We start from the raw sequence: 15,515 nt of genomic DNA, 5'->3' as shown, positions 1-15,515 counted from the left end.
CCGCGAGGAAGCGTTTAATGGTAGGCCGCAGTAGAAGAAGGAAGACGGGCAGTCAGATCGATGATGGCGTCCGTTCGCCCTGCAATAATGTTTGCCAGATCGACACCGAAAAATCGTGGTGCCGTGGCTGTTGGCGCACGTTGGATGAAATCGCCGCCTGGTCGAGCGCCGATGACGATGAAAAGCGGGCCATCTGGCAACGCATCCGGCAGCGTGCCGTGATCTCTGAATGAATATATTGAGGATGTAAGAGAGGGACTTACTATGCCAATAATTACTGTTTTGATACCTGAAAGGCTTGAAGGTCGAATAATAGCGGCAGCAAAACAAAGTGGTATAACTTCTAACAGTTTTATTTTACAGGCAATTACCGAGAAAATTCAGAGAAGAGAACTGCGCCGCAATTTTGAGGATGAGGCAGAAAATCGTTATGCCAATCTAGTGGCAACGGGAAAAACGCTTTCCTGGGGCGATATGCGAGGTTTTCTCGAAAGTAATGTGCAGCTAGCAAAAGAATGAATTGTAGGGGCGCTGCATGCTGCGCCCGTTCACCGGTTATCGTTATAAGGCGAAGTTATTCGCCCCTGCTATTAACCTCAAAAATCCCAGTCGTCATCCTCGGTATTGACCGCTTTGCCAATCACGTAAGACGAGCCGGAGCCGGAGAAGAAGTCGTGGTTCTCATCGGCGTTCGGCGACAGCGCAGACAGAATCGCCGGATTGACCTCCGCCATCGACGGTGGGAACAGCGCTTCGTACCCCAGATTCATCAGCGCCTTGTTGGCGTTATAGTGCAGGAAGGTTTTCACGTCCTCGCTCCAGCCCACGCCGTCGTACAGCTCTTCGGTGTAACGCACCTCGTTGTCGTACAGATCCTGCAGCAGATCGAAGGCGAAGTTTTTCACCTGTTGCCGGCGGGCGGCGTCGACCTTTTCCAATCCTTTCTGGAATTTATAGCCAATGTAATAGCCGTGTACTGCCTCGTCGCGGATGATCAGGCGGATCAGATCGGCGGTGTTGGTCAGTTTGGCGCGGCTAGACCAGTACATCGGCAGGTAAAAGCCCGAATAGAACAGGAACGACTCGAGGAACACGCTGGCGACCTTCTTCATCAGCGGATCGTCACTGCGGTAGTGGGCCAAAATGATGCTGGCCTTTTTCTGCAGCGCACGGTTTTCCTCGCTCCAGCGGTAGGCGTCGTCGACGTCCGGCGTTTGGCACAGCGTGGAGAAAATCGAGCTGTAGGAGCGGGCGTGTACCGCCTCCATAAAGCTGATATTGGAGTACACCGCCTCCTCGTGCGGCGTAATGGCATCGGCGATCAGCGCGGGTGCCCCGACGGTATTCTGAATGGTATCGAGCAGCGTCAGGCCGGTGAACACCCGGATGGTCAGTTGCTGTTCCTTTGGTGTCAGCGTGGCCCACGAGGGAATATCGTTCGACAGCGGCACCTTCTCCGGCAGCCAGAAGTTGGAGGTCAGACGGTTCCACACCTCCAGATCCTTGTCGTCTTCGATGATGTTCCAGTTGACTGCGCGCACCAGCTGCGCCGGTTTAATGCTATTCATAATTTGCCTCACAGTGCGCAGGACACGCAGCCCTGCACCTCGGTGCCTTCCAACGCCATCTGGCGCAGACGGATGTAATAAATGGTTTTGATGCCTTTACGCCAGGCGTAAATCTGCGCGCGGTTGATGTCGCGCGTAGTGGCGGTGTCGCGGAAGAACAACGTCAGCGACAATCCCTGATCGACGTGCTGGCTGGCGGCGGCATAGGTATCAATGATCTTTTCCGGCCCGATGTCATAGGCATCCTGGTAGTACTCCAGGTTGTCGTTGGTCATATAGGGCGCCGGATAATACACGCGACCAATCTTGCCCTCTTTGCGGATCTCGATGCGTGACACAATCGGATGAATGCTGGAGGTCGAATTATTGATGTAAGAAATGGAACCGGTTGGTGGCACCGCCTGCAGGTTCTGGTTGTACAGTCCGTGCATCATCACTGACTGGCGCAGCGCCAGCCACTCTTCACGGCCTGGAATGGCGATATTGGCGTCGGCAAACAGTGTGCGAACTCGCTCGGTCTGTGGCAGCCAATCCCGCTCGGTGTATTTGCTGAAATACTCACCGGAGGCGTAGGTGGAATCCTCAAAGCCGCCGAAGGCGCTGCCGCGTTCAATCGCCAATTGGTTAGAGGCGCGAATGGCGTGGTAAGCAACGGCGTAGAAATAGATATTGGTGAAATCAATCCCTTCCTCCGAGCCATAAAAGATGCGTTCGCGTGCCAGATAGCCATGCAGGTTCATCTGGCCCAGACCGATGGCGTGCGAGCTGCGATTGCCTTCGGCGATCGACGGCACCGAACGAATGTCGCTCATATCTGCCACCGCAGTCAGCGCACGGATCGCGGTGTCGACGGCTTTGCCGAAGTCCGGCGCATCCATGGTTTTGGCGATGTTTAGCGAGCCGAGGTTGCAGGAGATATCCTTGCCCACCTGGTCATAGCTCAGGTCATCGTGGTAAGTGCTGGCGCGGTTAACCTGCAAAATCTCCGAGCACAGGTTACTCATATTGATGCGTCCGGCGATCGGGTTCTCACGATTGACGGTATCTTCAAACATCATGTACGGGTAACCAGATTCGAACTGGATCTCCGCCAGCACCTGGAAAAACTCACGCGCATTGATGCGTGATTTGCGGATGCGCTTGTCATCCACCATTTCGCGATATTTCTCGCTGACGCTGATTTCCGAGAAGGGCACGCCATACACCTGCTCGACGTCATACGGCGAGAACAGGTACATCTCTTCGTTGTTTTTCGCCAGCTCGAAGGTGATATCCGGGATCACCACTCCGAGCGACAGCGTTTTAATGCGGATCTTCTCGTCGGCGTTTTCGCGCTTGGTATCGAGAAAACGCAGGATATCCGGGTGGTGGGCATTGAGATAGACCGCTCCTGCCCCCTGGCGTGCGCCCAGTTGGTTGGCGTAAGAGAAGGCGTCTTCCAGCATTTTCATGATCGGAATAACGCCGGAGGATTGGTTCTCAATGCGTTTGATCGGCGCACCGACTTCACGGATATTGGTCAGCAAAAATGCCACGCCGCCGCCGCGTTTCGATAGTTGCAGCGCAGAATTCACCGCCCGGCCAATCGACTCCATGTTGTCTTCAATGCGCAGCAGGAAGCAGGAAACCAGTTCGCCGCGCTGCTGTTTGCCGCAGTTGAGGAAGGTTGGCGTCGCCGGCTGGAAGCGACCGGAGATCATTTCTTCTACCAAATCCTGCGCCAGTGCGGTATCGCCTGCGGCCAGCGTCATGGCGACCATGCACACCCGGTCCTCGTAGCGTTCCAGATAGCGTTTGCCGTCAAAGGTTTTCAGCGTGTAGCTGGTGTAGTACTTAAAGGCCCCGAGGAAGGTCTCGAAGCGGAATTTTTTCGCGTAGGCCTGCTGGAATAGCTGCTTGATAAAGGCGAAGTCGTATTGCGCCAGTACGCTTTGCTCGTAATAACCTTCTTCCACCAGATAGCGCAGCTTTTCTTCCAGGTTGTGGAAGAACACGGTGTTTTGATTCACGTGCTGCAGGAAGTAGTGCCGCGCCGCCAGTCGATCCTTATCAAACTGGATGCGGCCTTCGGCATCATAAAGATTGAGCATCGCGTTGAGCGAATGATAATCCAGCGCGCTGGTGGTGGGCCTGGTCAGTTCTGTCGTTGCCAAAATGCGGTTACTCCCTGTCGAACGTTTGCAACGTCTTGTGTGGTGCCGAGCAGTTCAAAACGGTAAAGAAAAGGCACCTGACATTTTTTGGCGATGATGTCGCCGGCAATGCCGTACGCTGCACCGAAATTGGTATTCCCGGCGGCGATGACGCCGCGCAGGAAGGCGCGATTCTGTGGATCGTTGAGAAAGCGGATCACCTGGATCGGCACGGCTCCCACGGCGCTGCCGCCGCCATAGCTGGGCACGATCAAAATATAGGGTGTTTCCATCAACAGTTTGCTGCGGGCACCGGCGATCGGTATGCGCATCGCCGGCAAGCCCAACTTTTCAACGAACCTGTGGGTGTTCTCCGAGCTGCTGGAGAAATAGACCAGCGGGTTCATGGTCGGCCTCAAGGCACCAGGGCGTGAGCCAGTGCGCCAATTTTGTCCGGGCGGAAACCGGACCAGTGATCGTCACCGGCGATAATCACCGGAACCTGCTGATAGCCAAGGGATTTGACATGGCTCAGCGCCTGTTGATCCTGGGTGAGGTCGATCACCTGATAACCAATCCCTTGTTTATCGAATGCGCGATAGGTGGCGTTGCACTGGACACAGTCCGGTTTACTGTAAATAATAATGCTCATGATTCGCATTTACCTTTTAAGCTGAAGGAAAGGCGGAAAGGTCAGATAACGGAGCATTGAACGGCGTTTCTGACGGCGTTACCGACCGCGACATATTCCCTGCGGTTGATGGCTTAAATACTATATGTAGATATTTGTTTTATCAACCACGCTATATATGGTGTTTTGTTGGGTTTTTTGCGCAGGGCGCAGCGGGGCTGGAAAAGCGGCGGGTAAATTTTTTTTGCAGAGGGTTATTGACGGAAAACCCCTCTCGTCGCGAGAGGGGAAGTGCGGTTTTATCACTGACGCATGCTGATGGCCAGGCGGTTAAAGGCATTCATGATGCTGATGGCGAAGGTCAAATCGGCAATTTCCACGTCGCTGAAGTGCGCCTGCAGTGCTTCAAACGCGCTGTCCGGTGCGCCAGTCGTGGCGATCAGAGTGACGGACTCTGCCCATTCCAGTGCTGCACGCTCGCGCTCACTGAATTCATGGCTAACGCGCCAGCCTGCCAACTGGTCCAGTTTGGCGTTATTGACGCCGCTTTCGCGTAGCGTTTTGCCGTGCATATCCAGGCAGAAGGCACAGCCGTTGATCTGCGAAACACGCATGAACATCAGTTCAATCGTCGCTTTGTCCAGCGCGCCTTTCTCCAGTGCCATCAGGGCGCTCACCATGCTTTTGTACGGTGCGGGGGAGAGTGCGGAATAGTTCAAACGTTGCTTAATCATGGTCAACCTCGGTGTGCGAATAACAGGAACATGACGCTACTTTAACGGTGATATGGACTATACTATAGGGCCATAAAATGATTATTTAACCGGGCCATAATGCACTGTATCCATCAGACCAGCAGTATTGGGCATATGTGTGTGCGACGTTGCTTGAGTGAGCATCTCCCTCTCCTTTGGGAGAGGGCCGGGGTGAGGGGCTTTTGCATCAGTGTGCTTCCCCTCACCCTAACCCTCTCCCAAGGGAGAGGGGACTATTTCGCCTTGATTTGTAGCATTAAGACGTGATGCGTCCGTTTCTTTCCTCCCTAACGCTGGACAGTCGGCTTGCCGATCCGCTGTACCGGCAGATTTATCTGCGAATTAAAGATGCCATTGCGCAGGGAACTCTGCAGGCGGGCAGTCGGCTGCCTTCGGTTCGTGGACTGGCGAGCGATCTGGGCGTAGCGCGCGCGACGGTGGAAAGTGCCTATGCTCAGCTGATTGCCGAAGGTTTTCTGCAAAGTCGGGGGCAGGCGGGAACCTATGTTTCCCCGCAGTTGCAAAACCTGCCGGTGCGTGCGGCGCTGGCGGTGGAGCCTTTGCCAGCGGTGACGGCGAATCCGCTGCATCCGAACGGCGCCACACAGCCGTTTCAACTGGGGCTACCGGCGTTGGATGCCTTTCCTCGCGCACTGTGGCAGCGGATTGTCGGCCGCCAGTTGCGCACCAGCCCACTGGCTGCTCTGGCCCATCCTTCAACTCAGGGATTGCCTGAGCTACGTGCGGCGATCGTCAATTATTTACAGCTTTCGCGCGGCATCAGTTGCCGACCGGAACAGGTGTTTATCTGCGCAGGGTATCAGGCGCTGCTGGATCTGGTGATCGGTACCCTGCTCAAGCCGGACGATCAGGTATGGCTGGAGGATCCGGGCTATCCGGTGACGCTGCCGCTGTTTCAAGCCGCCGGCATGCGGCCGGTGGCGGTGCCGGTTGATGAACAGGGCATGAACATTGCCAGCGGTATGGCCAGGGCGCCTCAGGCACGGATGGCGGTGCTGACGCCGACTCACCAAAGTCCATTGGGGGTTTCGCTTAGCCTGGCGCGGCGCATGGCATTGCTGGAGTGGGCGCAACAGCAGGCGGCATGGGTGATTGAAGATGACTACGACAGTGAGGTTCGTTACCACGGCAGGCCGTTGCCACCGCTGAAAAGTCTCGATCGTCAGGGGCGGGTGCTTTACGCCGGAACCTTCAGCAAAACGCTGTTCCCGGCATTGCGCATGGCGTATTTAGTGGTACCGGCAGGGCAGGTGGAAGCCTTTGGGCGCAGCAGTCGGCTGCGCGGCTGCGGTTGCCCGCCGTTGTTACAGGCCAGCGTGGCGGACTTTATAGAACAGGGGCATTTCTATCGCCATTTGAAACGGATGCGGCCAATCTACCGCCAGCGCAGAGCGTGGCTGGCGCAAGCGCTGGAACAACAGTTGGCGGAGTATTTGACGGTGGCGTCGCAGGACGGCGGCATTCAGCTATTGGCTCGTTTTAAACAGGATGGAGAGGATCGGCGCTTGGCGCAGGACGCCTGGCAGTGCGGTCTGTCGGTGCAGGCGCTATCGGACTGGCGAATCACAGAGCCTACAGGTACTGGTTTGCTGATGGGGTTTGCCAACTTTACTCAGCAGACCGAGACGGAGCGTGCGGTGGCCAGATTGGCTGAGTTGTTCAAAGGCAGAAATTAAACGGCCCACGGTTTCCCGTGGGCCAGACGCACATCTGTTTTATCTTTATGACTGCAAGGGGTGTTAACGCCGGGCCAGCAGTACGCCAAGGACGATGCCGACAGCGGCCCCGATCCCAACGCCCTGCCAAGGTTTGTCGCGCACGTAGCTGTCGGCTTGTCCGACGACATCGCGGGCGTGCTGTGTCAAATTGCTGGAGCCATTGAAGCGCGCACGGGCATCGCGTAAAACGCCTTTTGCCTTGCTGTGCAGCTCTTTCAGTTCCTCCTTGGTCTTGTCACCGGATTCGCGTAGCACCTCATCCAGCGTATCCGCCAGCAGGGTGACGTCTTGATCGATGTCGCGTTCTACTTTTTCTGATCTCTTAAACATTCGATTCTCCGTTTCGACACATGTCTTTTAAGTGTAGACCATTATTTAAAATGTGTTGGCGATCACGGAAAAAAACGGCCTGTCCGATGGTCATACTGTCGCTGTACATTTGGTTACTCGGCGAAACCAATCACTCACGGAAGCGGCTCATCGATTCCTCTAGTATCTGCTTCAACGGCCCAACGGGGCTTACTGAAAAAACACTCTGAGGAATTAAAGATGAAAAAAGTATTAGCCCTGATCGTTGCTGCTACCATGGGTCTGTCTTCTGTTGCCTTCGCTGCCGATGCAGTAGCTCCAGCGGCTGCGGCTCCAGCTGCAACCACTACCGCTGCACCAGCCGCTGCTGCTACCAAGGCACCAGCTAAAGCCACTCACCATAAGAAAGCGCACAAGAAAGCCCCAGCTCAGAAAGCTCAGGCCGCTAAAAAGCACCACAAAGCGACCAAGAAAGCCCCAGCACAGAAAGCCCAGGCCGCCAAAAAGCACCACAAAGCGACCAAAGCCGCTCCAGCACAGAAAGCCCAGGCCGCTAAAAAGCACCACAAAGCGACCAAGCCAGCTGCAGCTCAAAAAGCCCAGGCTGCTAAAAAACACCACAAAGCCACCAAAAAAGCAGCTCCAGCCGCTAAATAAGTGAAGTCTGCGGGTACCGCAGCATCCAGACAGTATTTAAACACCCGGTTTTGCCGGGTGTTTTCTTTTGAGGGCTAGCTCATGATGATCAATCGTTATTTATTCGAAGTGATTTTCAGCGCCGTCACCCTGTGTGGGTTAATTGTCGCCTGGGAGCTGTTCCTGGCCGACGGTTTTCTCTGATTACTGCGCCAGCGTGGTTTCATGCAGGTGCCGCCAACCCAGCCCGGTTTGGGTCTGTTCGAACACCACGGTGGAGTTGCGTAGCGTTGCCGCCTGTCCCGGCAACATTTGCTTTTCACGGTAGCTGACCACCGCACCGGTCGGCCATTCGGCCACCAACGTCATCTCTTCTATAGTGATTTCCAGCCCCGGTTTAGCGGCGCGATGCGCGTGGAAAAAGGCGCTCAGTGCGGCGAAATCCAGCCGACTGCCGTTTAGCGCGATCATGCTGAATGCCGGGTCAAAACGTGCCAATAAGGCCTGTTCTTCCCCTGCACCTTTCTCCAGCCAGTTTTCAATGGCGACATGAGCGTCGATCACTTCGGTAAAATAGCGGTTCATCAGTTTTCCTGTTGAGTATTGAGATGGCGCACGATGGCGCGGTTAGCGATGCGCAGACACAGCAGCAGTGGGATCAGCGTGCTGGCGGCGGCCAGGTAAAAACAGCTTTGGTAAGCGACGGCGGGGGAAAAATGTTCAAGCAGCAGATTCAGCAGCAGGCTGAGCAGGGCGACCCCCAGGCAAAAACTGAGCTGTCGATTGATATTCCACAGTGCGCTGGCATCCGCCAGTTGCTCATCGGCAATCTGCAGGAAAGCGCTGCTTTGCGCGGTGCTGCTGCACAGGCTGCCGCCAAAGCCCATCAGGGCGAAGGCCGCCAGCTGCAACCCATGATCCCCGGCATGGGTAATTTGCGACAGCGCCAGAATGCCCAACCCCTGCAGCAGGCAACCGGCGATAAACAGCGGTCGTGGGCCAAGGTGGTTAAACTTCTTGCCGGTCAGCGTGATGGCCAAAAACGAGGCCAGCGACCAGGGCAGCATCAGGCTGCCGACCTGTGCGGCGTGCATGCCCAATTGATTTTGCAGATATAGCATGGCGACCAGGCTGACGCCGATAAACAGGCCGGGAATGCATTGATAAATCATCATTGAAGTGCGCAGCAACGGATCCTGCATCAGCCGCAAATTCAGCAGCGGTTGGGCAATGCGCAGGCTGCGTCGCAGGTAATAGGCCAGCATCAGTGCCCCGGCAGCCAATAACACCATGCCCTGCGTCAGGCCATCGGCTTCACCCAGCCGGGTCAGACCCAGCAGGATTAGCGTCAGCGCAGCGCAGGCGCTGAGCAACCCATTGAGATCGAGCGGCCTGCGCTGCGGATCGGCCGCCTGCGGGCGTAACCACAGCGCGGCCAGCAGCAACGCCAGCGCGGCCAGCGGTAGGTTGGCGAAGAACACCCAACGCCAGTCAAGACTGTCGACAATCAACCCGCCCAGCGCCGGTGACAGCGCCGGTGCCAGCAGGCCGACCAGCATAATGGCGGCGGAAAGCCCGGCGCGTTCGTGGCTGCGATACAGTTGATAGGTCAGCGTTTGGCCGATAGGGATCAGCAAACCGCCGCCCATACCTTGCAGTACCCGCCAACCAATCAACTCGCCAATGGAGCTGGCGTAGCCCGCCGCGGTTGTCGCCAGCATAAACAGCGTCAGCGACAACAAAAACACCCGTCGTCCGCCGATGCGCTGTGCCAGCCAGGCGCTGAGCGGGATCACCAGCGTCAGGCCGAGAATATAACCGTTACTGACCCAGGCCAGTTCACCGACCGAAGCCTGCAGCGCATGGCCGATCGACGGATAAGCGACATTGGCGATAAACATGTTGATCAGATCGACAAAAAATCCGAGCAGATAGACGATTGCGACTTTGATGCGATAGGGCATGAGGCCTCCGGTTGAAGGCCCGCAGTGTAGCGGGTGGGAAACTGCGGATAAATCGGCTGCGAACGATTACACTGTCAAAATAATTTTGACAATAACGGGCAACACTATGCTTAACCTGCAGCGTTTGGCGATCTTTGTGGCGGTGGTGGATGCGGGCAGTTTCACCGCCGCAGCGGTGGCATTGGGGCAAACCAAGGCGGTGGTCAGTTTCAATGTCAAACAGTTGGAAAGCGAGTTGGGCGTCTCGTTGCTGGTGCGCAGCACCCGGCGGTTGGCGTTGACCGATGCCGGTGAACGCTTTTATCAACGCTGCCTGCGGCTACTGCAAGACGCGGAGAATGTGCTGGATGACGTGCGCCGCGATCACCACGGCCTGAGCGGGGTATTGCGTATCACCACCACGCCGGAATACGGCGCACAGGTGGTGGTACCGGCGCTGGCGGCATTTTCCCAGTTGCATCCGCGCTTGCGCATTCAGCACGTTTCTTCTTCTTATCATGCCGATTTGATTTCGGAGCGCTTCGACGTGGCGATCCGGCTGGGGCAACTGGCGGACTCCAGTCATCACGCAGCGCGGCTCGACAGTTTTGCCATCCTGCCGGTCGCCTCACCGGCGTATTTGGCGCGTCATCCTGTTGGCTCGCTGGCGCAACTGGCGCAGGCGCAGTGGATAGCCCACAGCCGCCTTAGTTCACCGTTGAGCTGGCAGGTGATTACCCCGGAACGGCAGGCGGTGCTGTTCAAGGTTGAAGACGCCGCCACACTGACGGGGGACAGCGCCGCTGCACTGCTGGCTTTTGCCCTGCACGGTGCCGGGGTGGCATTGCTGCCAGAATGGCTGGTGCGACCCGCCATTGCCGAAGGCAAGCTGTGCCCGCTGCTGGCAGACCATCAATTCCCGATACAAAGCATTTATGCACTGTATCCAAACACGCGTCACGTACCGGAAAAGGTGCGGGCGTTTATTGATTTTCTGCGGGCGCGGGTAGCCACGGGCGAATAAACGTCATTATGGCTGCCACTGTCTTCTGGTGTACCCATTCACGCTGCGTATTGGAGGAAGCGCATAACACCGCTGCGTCTTTCTCCTCTGCGGCCAGAATTTGACGGCCATTCGACTGACAAAGCGGAACAAAATCGAAATGGTTACCGTTCGACAGCCGTAGTGCATCAATCGGTTGTTGCCCTGCGTCTTTGACCAGTGCGGCACCGCCAAGGCCGGGTATCCGGTTATCTGGTTCGAAACGTTGAGGTTCGATGACCAATAAAGGGGCATTGAGCCGACGCAGGCTGGCAGGCAACAGATAAGGCACCATGCCGGGATCGAGGGCAACGGCAAAGCGGATGCGCGGGTCGGTATAATCCGCATCAAATTGCCGGGCGGAGAGCGCAGCCAAATCAACCTTGGCCTGGGTATAAAACTGGCAGTTGGGTGACTGCGGGGCCTGTCGGCAGCCGCTGATAAAATCGGCCAGTCGAACTCGTCCGCCGATGGCGGCAATGGCACTGTAACCGCCCTTGGAGTGGCCGATAACGCCAATCATCTGGCGATTAATGACTTTATCCCACTGGGGATCGGCGGTGATGGCGCTGATCAAGGCGGAAATATCTTCGGTCTGTAACCACAATTCGGCGGAGAGCGCCGGGACAGAGTTGCCGGTGGTGCTGCCGGGGTGATTGGCCGCCACCACGATCACTCCCTGTTGGACTAATGCCGCCGCCAACCAGCCCTGACTGCTGTTATTACCGCCGCTGCCATGGCTGATAACGATCAGCGGGAAACGTCCACTGGCCACAACGGCATCCGGTTGGCTGTTGATACCGGTAAAGACCGGATTCGCCCCGATGGCCCTTTGTTGAGCGGTCTCGGTGGTAGGGTAGTAAATTCGGCTGTTCAACGAACGTGAACCGGCCTGGAAGACTTGATCGTGGGTGGCGACCTGATAAGGGGTAGCGCTGGCAACGCCGCACAGCAGTATCCACAACAATAACGCTCTGTTCATTTTCACTCCTCAAAATGTTGACCTTGCGAGGGTGGCATTGGCGGCGCTATCCGGCGACCTCGATCGCGATCCGGGTCGTTAAATGATTGTTTTGACAGTACACTGCCGGTTCTGTGTGAACACAACAAGATGCCGATAATGCCACTTATTCCGCTCACTTTTCTGTTTGGTTTGCTGTGTCTGGGGTTGTTGTACCGCCTGGGACGACCGCGGCCGCAGCTTTGGGTTTTCCAGCTATTGCTGCTGTTATGCGCCTGGCAAAGTCTGCTGGTGGGTGTCCGCTACGGCTATGGCGTGACGCAACTTAACCGGTTGCAACCGTTCGGCGCGGTGGCGATCCCTGCGTTGACCTATCTGGCATTTTTGGTCAGTACCCAGGGCCAGCTTCGCTGGCGTGAGCTTGGGCACCTGACGCCGTTGGGCCTGACGCTGTTAGCCAGTCTGATCGCGCCTTTTTGGCTGGATACCTTGATTGTTAGCGCTTATCTGGGTTACGGCCTGGCACTGCTGTACGCGTTGCGGCGCGGTGAGAACGGCTTACAGCAGGTGGCGCTGGCGGAAAGTTGGCTCAGTTACCGGTTGTGGCGCGGTCTGGGCATGCTGTTAATAGCCATCGCGCTGGCCGAACTGGTGATTGCACTCGATTTCTCACTGTTCGATGGCCGGCACGCTGCTGTGCTGGCGACCCTCGTTAACGTGCTGGTGGCCTTGAGCCTTTATCTGGTGTTGTCCCGTAGCCGTCCCCTGGACCATCCGGTGGAGTCGCTGCCGGAGTCGACGCCGGAGGTTACCGAAGACGAAGAGCAATTGGCCGAGTGGTTTGACCGGGTACAACAGCGGTTGCTGCAGGATGATCTTTATCTGGAGCCTGAGCTGAACCTGGCCCGATTGGCGCGCAAAGTGGGCTTGCCGGCGCGTCGGGTGTCACAAGCCATCAATCGGCATGCGGGCATGAATGTGTCGCAATATGTGAATCAGCTGCGTGTCCACCAGGCGGCGCAATGGCTGCTTGCCAGTGATGATCCGGTGACCGATATCATGCAGGCGGCAGGCTTTACCACCAAGTCGAACTTTAACCGCGAATTTTTGCGTATTTATAGTGTTAATCCGAGCGAATGGCGCAGGCAACAAACGCGTAGTTAAATAATAATTCGTTATAACTCTCACATTTATCATCGGATCCCATCGGGGTATGCTGAGCACTGTTGCTTACCCCGTTCGATGCGAGCCACCTTCGATGACCGCAATCAGTTCCAAAGAAAACCATCTCCAACTGAATAAACGTATTTTGTCGGTCGTGATGTTCACCTTCGTTTGTTACCTGACCATCGGCCTGCCGTTGGCGGTGCTGCCTGGGTTTGTGCATAACGATCTGGGCTACAACTCGGTACTGGCCGGTTTGATTATCAGCGCCCAGTATTTCGCTACCTTGTTTAGCCGCCCGCATGCCGGACGCTATGCCGATCAGCTCGGCCCGAAAAAGGTGGTGCTGTTCGGCCTGGCCTGCTGCGGCGCAAGCGGCCTGTTTTACGCCGTGGCTTTTTGGTTCAGCGGCCTGCCGTTACTGAGTTTAATCCTGCTATGCGTCGGCCGGGTGTTTCTTGGCGTCGGCGAAAGCTTTGCCAGCACCGGCTCCACGCTGTGGGGCATTGGTCTGGTGGGGCCGCTGCATACCGCCCGGGTGATCTCGTGGAATGGGGTAGCGACATACGGTGCCATGGCGGCCGGAGCGCCACTGGGCGTTTATCTCAACCAGCATTGGGGATTGGCCGGGGTGGCGGCGCTGATCGTGCTGGCGGTCGCGATTTCGTTGTGGCTGGCGAGCGGTAAGCCCAATGTGACGATCGCAGCCGGTCAGCGTATTGCCTTTAGCGCCGTGTTTGGCCGCATCTGGGCTTACGGCCTGGGGCTGGCGATGGGGACCGTGGGTTTTGGCGTGATCGCCACTTTCATTACCCTCTACTATGCTGATAAGGGCTGGAGTGGGGCCGCGTTCTCACTGACGCTGTTCAGCGTTGCCTTTGTCGGTATCCGCCTGATATTTAGCCAGACGATTAATCGCCACGGCGGCTTGAAAGTTACGCTGGTGTCGTTCCTGATCGAGATTGTCGGGTTGTTGATGATCTGGCAGGCCGGCGATCCGCTGATGGTGCAGGCCGGGGCTTTGTTGGCGGGTGCCGGTTTCTCGCTGGTGTTCCCGGCGCTGGGCGTGGAGGCGGTGAAACAGGTGCCGCAGCAGAATCAGGGCACTGCGCTGGGCACCTACTCGGCGTTTCTCGATCTGGCGCTGGGGATCACCGGGCCGTTGGCCGGTTTGCTGATGAGCCGCATGGGCGTGCCATCAATCTATCTGGCGGCGGCGCTGATAGTGTTTCTGGGCGTGCTGTTGACGCTGCGCTTGCTGCTGCAAAACCGGCAAAATCTATAGTTAAGGATTATTCCTAAACCCACATCCATACCGAAAAATTTATTGTTTCATCTCATGATTACGGTAAGGTCGCTCAGCGGTCCAGAACGAGAGGAGAAATCGATGTATTTACGGCCGGATGAAGTGGCTAGAGTGTTGGAGAATACTGGCTTTGAGCGTGATTATGTCACCGACCAGTCTTATGGTTACCGCAAGGGTGAGCACTACGTTTATGTGAATCGTGAGGCGCGGATGGGCAGAACCGCGTTGGTGATCCACCCGGCGCTGAAAGAGAAAAGCGTGCATTTTGCCACGCCGACCTCGCCGGTGCGCATCAGCAATCAGTACCTTGAGTTTCCCCTGGATTTAAGCAGCGATGCCCCGAGTGCGCGTTACGGCATTCCCCACGGCTTCAGCTCGCGTGATGCGCTTTCGCGCTATATCTACAGCATGTTCCAGTAATGCCTCCCCCGCCAGCGGGGGACACAATTTTACCAATTCGCAATCGCTTCCTGATTAAAACGCTCATTGTAAGCGCGGCGAAACTGCGCCAGTTCGAAAGCGTCGATATCCAGATCGGCAAAGTAAAACAGCGCGGCCTCGGTGTGTTCGGCATGCAGCTCCGGCGACAGCCCGGCGCGTATCAGCGTTTCCCGCCACAGAGCTATCTGGTGGTCATCCGCCTGTTTGATAAAGGTCAGATAGATAAACAGCAAATAGGCCGCCTGGTGCATCTCTTCGGTGTAACCGTTGTTCAGCACGCGGATAAACGTCTGGCTATTGCGGCTGCCCATCTCCTGAATCATGGATTCAATCAGCATCGGTTTTACTTTCAGCAGGTGGGCCAGAGAGTCGATGGCTTTGCGAGTATCGGAAGTCAGAATGCGGTAACCAATAATAAATACAACGATCAGGGCAGCGATGATGATCCAGGTCATTTATGATTTATTACACTCTCATTGCGCCAGTATTTGGCAGGAGGCGCTGCGTGACAGCGCCCGGTGTCAACGCTGTTCGCCGCTGAAATTGTCGGCTGCCCGCTGTTGATGACGCAGGTGGTGGTTGAAGGTGGCTGCATCCTTGGCCAGCGCGTCCAGATGGGCGCCCAGCATTTTGATTTGCTTCACTAACGCGTGCTGCTCCGGCACTGAACTGGCGGTGCTCAGCTTGCGCACCAGCTGCTCATTTTGCATACGCAATGCGACTTCACGCTGTTTAGCCTCTTCCAGCAACTGCTGCAGTGCCTGATAGCTGTGCTGCCATTCACGGTGCTGCTTTTCGAAGCTGGCCTGCAACTCGCTCATGGCATTTTGAAACTGGGTTTCCAGCTCGCGCATTTTCATGGGATCGATCCTTTGCGGCACTCAATAA

Annotated in this window: 19 protein-coding genes; 8 read left to right on the top strand and 11 right to left on the bottom strand. The window is 56.4% G+C overall.

Annotated elements, in window-relative coordinates:
- The first annotated feature begins 17 nt into the window (after positions 1–17).
- The gene (locus M2406_RS20190) at positions 18–233 is read left to right on the top strand and encodes a DUF1289 domain-containing protein (RefSeq protein WP_012146432.1); all 216 of its coding nucleotides are present in this window, start codon (positions 18–20) and stop codon (positions 231–233) included.
- 31 nt (positions 234–264) lie between these two features.
- Positions 265–519 carry a hypothetical protein gene (locus tag M2406_RS20185; protein WP_041418669.1) on the top strand — a complete coding sequence of 85 codons (255 nt, stop codon included), beginning with the start codon at positions 265–267 and terminating at the stop codon, positions 517–519.
- 77 nt (positions 520–596) lie between these two features.
- Here the strand turns inward: M2406_RS20185 and nrdF are convergent, their stop codons facing one another.
- The 5 genes from nrdF to M2406_RS20160 all read right to left on the bottom strand — a co-directional run bounded on the left by nrdF (position 597) and on the right by M2406_RS20160 (position 5,065).
- Positions 597–1,568, bottom strand: a complete 972-nt coding sequence (gene nrdF / locus M2406_RS20180) for a class 1b ribonucleoside-diphosphate reductase subunit beta (protein ID WP_112362826.1) — start codon at positions 1,566–1,568, stop codon at positions 597–599.
- Between the two features lie 8 nt (positions 1,569–1,576).
- Positions 1,577–3,721 carry a class 1b ribonucleoside-diphosphate reductase subunit alpha gene (nrdE, locus tag M2406_RS20175; RefSeq protein WP_017893762.1) on the bottom strand — a complete coding sequence of 715 codons (2,145 nt, stop codon included), beginning with the start codon at positions 3,719–3,721 and terminating at the stop codon, positions 1,577–1,579.
- The gene (gene nrdI, locus M2406_RS20170) at positions 3,703–4,107 is read right to left on the bottom strand and encodes a class Ib ribonucleoside-diphosphate reductase assembly flavoprotein NrdI (protein ID WP_017893761.1); all 405 of its coding nucleotides are present in this window, start codon (positions 4,105–4,107) and stop codon (positions 3,703–3,705) included. The genes nrdE and nrdI overlap by 19 nt, the downstream gene beginning before the upstream one ends.
- Before the next feature lie 8 nt (positions 4,108–4,115).
- Positions 4,116–4,352 (bottom strand): glutaredoxin-like protein NrdH, encoded by a 237-nt coding sequence (gene nrdH / locus M2406_RS20165; protein WP_012146427.1) that lies wholly within the window; start codon positions 4,350–4,352, stop codon positions 4,116–4,118.
- 281 nt (positions 4,353–4,633) lie between these two features.
- Positions 4,634–5,065, bottom strand: coding sequence for a carboxymuconolactone decarboxylase family protein (locus M2406_RS20160; protein WP_012146426.1), 432 nt, complete (start codon positions 5,063–5,065; stop codon positions 4,634–4,636).
- A gap of 284 nt (positions 5,066–5,349) precedes the next feature.
- Here M2406_RS20160 and M2406_RS20155 point away from each other — a divergent pair, with 284 nt between their 5' ends.
- Positions 5,350–6,783, top strand: coding sequence for a PLP-dependent aminotransferase family protein (locus tag M2406_RS20155; RefSeq protein ID WP_259191129.1), 1,434 nt, complete (start codon positions 5,350–5,352; stop codon positions 6,781–6,783).
- Between the two features lie 63 nt (positions 6,784–6,846).
- On the opposite strand, the gene M2406_RS20150 is transcribed toward M2406_RS20155, so the two are convergent.
- Positions 6,847–7,155 (bottom strand): YqjD family protein, encoded by a 309-nt coding sequence (locus tag M2406_RS20150; RefSeq protein WP_012146424.1) that lies wholly within the window; start codon positions 7,153–7,155, stop codon positions 6,847–6,849.
- A 219-nt stretch (positions 7,156–7,374) separates the two neighbouring features.
- Between M2406_RS20150 and asr the strand changes: the two genes are divergently transcribed.
- A complete protein-coding gene (gene asr / locus M2406_RS20145) occupies positions 7,375–7,791 on the top strand; it encodes an acid resistance repetitive basic protein Asr (protein WP_012146423.1) in 417 nt (138 codons plus the stop codon).
- Positions 7,792–7,974: 183 nt separating this feature from the next.
- On the opposite strand, the gene M2406_RS20140 is transcribed toward asr, so the two are convergent.
- Positions 7,975–8,355, bottom strand: coding sequence for a hypothetical protein (locus M2406_RS20140; RefSeq protein WP_017893759.1), 381 nt, complete (start codon positions 8,353–8,355; stop codon positions 7,975–7,977).
- Positions 8,355–9,734, bottom strand: a complete 1,380-nt coding sequence (locus M2406_RS20135) for an MFS transporter (protein ID WP_259191125.1) — start codon at positions 9,732–9,734, stop codon at positions 8,355–8,357. The genes M2406_RS20140 and M2406_RS20135 overlap by 1 nt, the downstream gene beginning before the upstream one ends.
- Before the next feature lie 106 nt (positions 9,735–9,840).
- Here M2406_RS20135 and M2406_RS20130 point away from each other — a divergent pair, with 106 nt between their 5' ends.
- Positions 9,841–10,737 carry a LysR family transcriptional regulator gene (locus M2406_RS20130; RefSeq protein ID WP_259191124.1) on the top strand — a complete coding sequence of 299 codons (897 nt, stop codon included), beginning with the start codon at positions 9,841–9,843 and terminating at the stop codon, positions 10,735–10,737.
- Here the strand turns inward: M2406_RS20130 and M2406_RS20125 are convergent.
- Positions 10,697–11,737 carry a dienelactone hydrolase gene (locus M2406_RS20125; RefSeq protein ID WP_259191123.1) on the bottom strand — a complete coding sequence of 347 codons (1,041 nt, stop codon included), beginning with the start codon at positions 11,735–11,737 and terminating at the stop codon, positions 10,697–10,699. The two genes, M2406_RS20130 and M2406_RS20125, sit on opposite strands and share 41 nt — an antisense overlap.
- A gap of 129 nt (positions 11,738–11,866) precedes the next feature.
- Between M2406_RS20125 and M2406_RS20120 the strand changes: the two genes are divergently transcribed.
- From M2406_RS20120 to M2406_RS20110, 3 genes are all read left to right on the top strand, one after another.
- Positions 11,867–12,880, top strand: coding sequence for an AraC family transcriptional regulator (locus M2406_RS20120; RefSeq protein WP_259191122.1), 1,014 nt, complete (start codon positions 11,867–11,869; stop codon positions 12,878–12,880).
- A 94-nt stretch (positions 12,881–12,974) separates the two neighbouring features.
- A complete protein-coding gene (locus M2406_RS20115; protein WP_083757608.1) occupies positions 12,975–14,165 on the top strand; it encodes an MFS transporter in 1,191 nt (396 codons plus the stop codon).
- A gap of 102 nt (positions 14,166–14,267) precedes the next feature.
- Complete coding sequence (locus M2406_RS20110) at positions 14,268–14,606, top strand: DUF2002 family protein (RefSeq protein WP_012146416.1); 339 nt, start codon at positions 14,268–14,270, stop codon at positions 14,604–14,606.
- A 29-nt stretch (positions 14,607–14,635) separates the two neighbouring features.
- Here M2406_RS20110 and M2406_RS20105 read toward each other — a convergent pair whose 3' ends face one another.
- Together M2406_RS20105 and M2406_RS20100 are read right to left on the bottom strand one after the other, a co-directional pair.
- Positions 14,636–15,082: a DUF1198 family protein gene (locus M2406_RS20105; RefSeq protein WP_012146415.1), complete on the bottom strand. Its 447-nt coding sequence runs from the start codon at positions 15,080–15,082 to the stop codon at positions 14,636–14,638.
- 66 nt (positions 15,083–15,148) lie between these two features.
- Complete coding sequence (locus tag M2406_RS20100) at positions 15,149–15,487, bottom strand: MbeD/MobD family mobilization/exclusion protein (protein WP_012146414.1); 339 nt, start codon at positions 15,485–15,487, stop codon at positions 15,149–15,151.
- Positions 15,488–15,515: the final 28 nt, after the last annotated feature.

Source organism: Serratia sp. BIGb0163 (assembly GCF_024809935.1).
GTDB classification, from domain to species: domain Bacteria; phylum Pseudomonadota; class Gammaproteobacteria; order Enterobacterales; family Enterobacteriaceae; genus Serratia; species Serratia quinivorans.
Note: the sequence above shows the minus strand (reverse complement) of the source record. Positions and strands in the feature narration are given on the sequence as shown.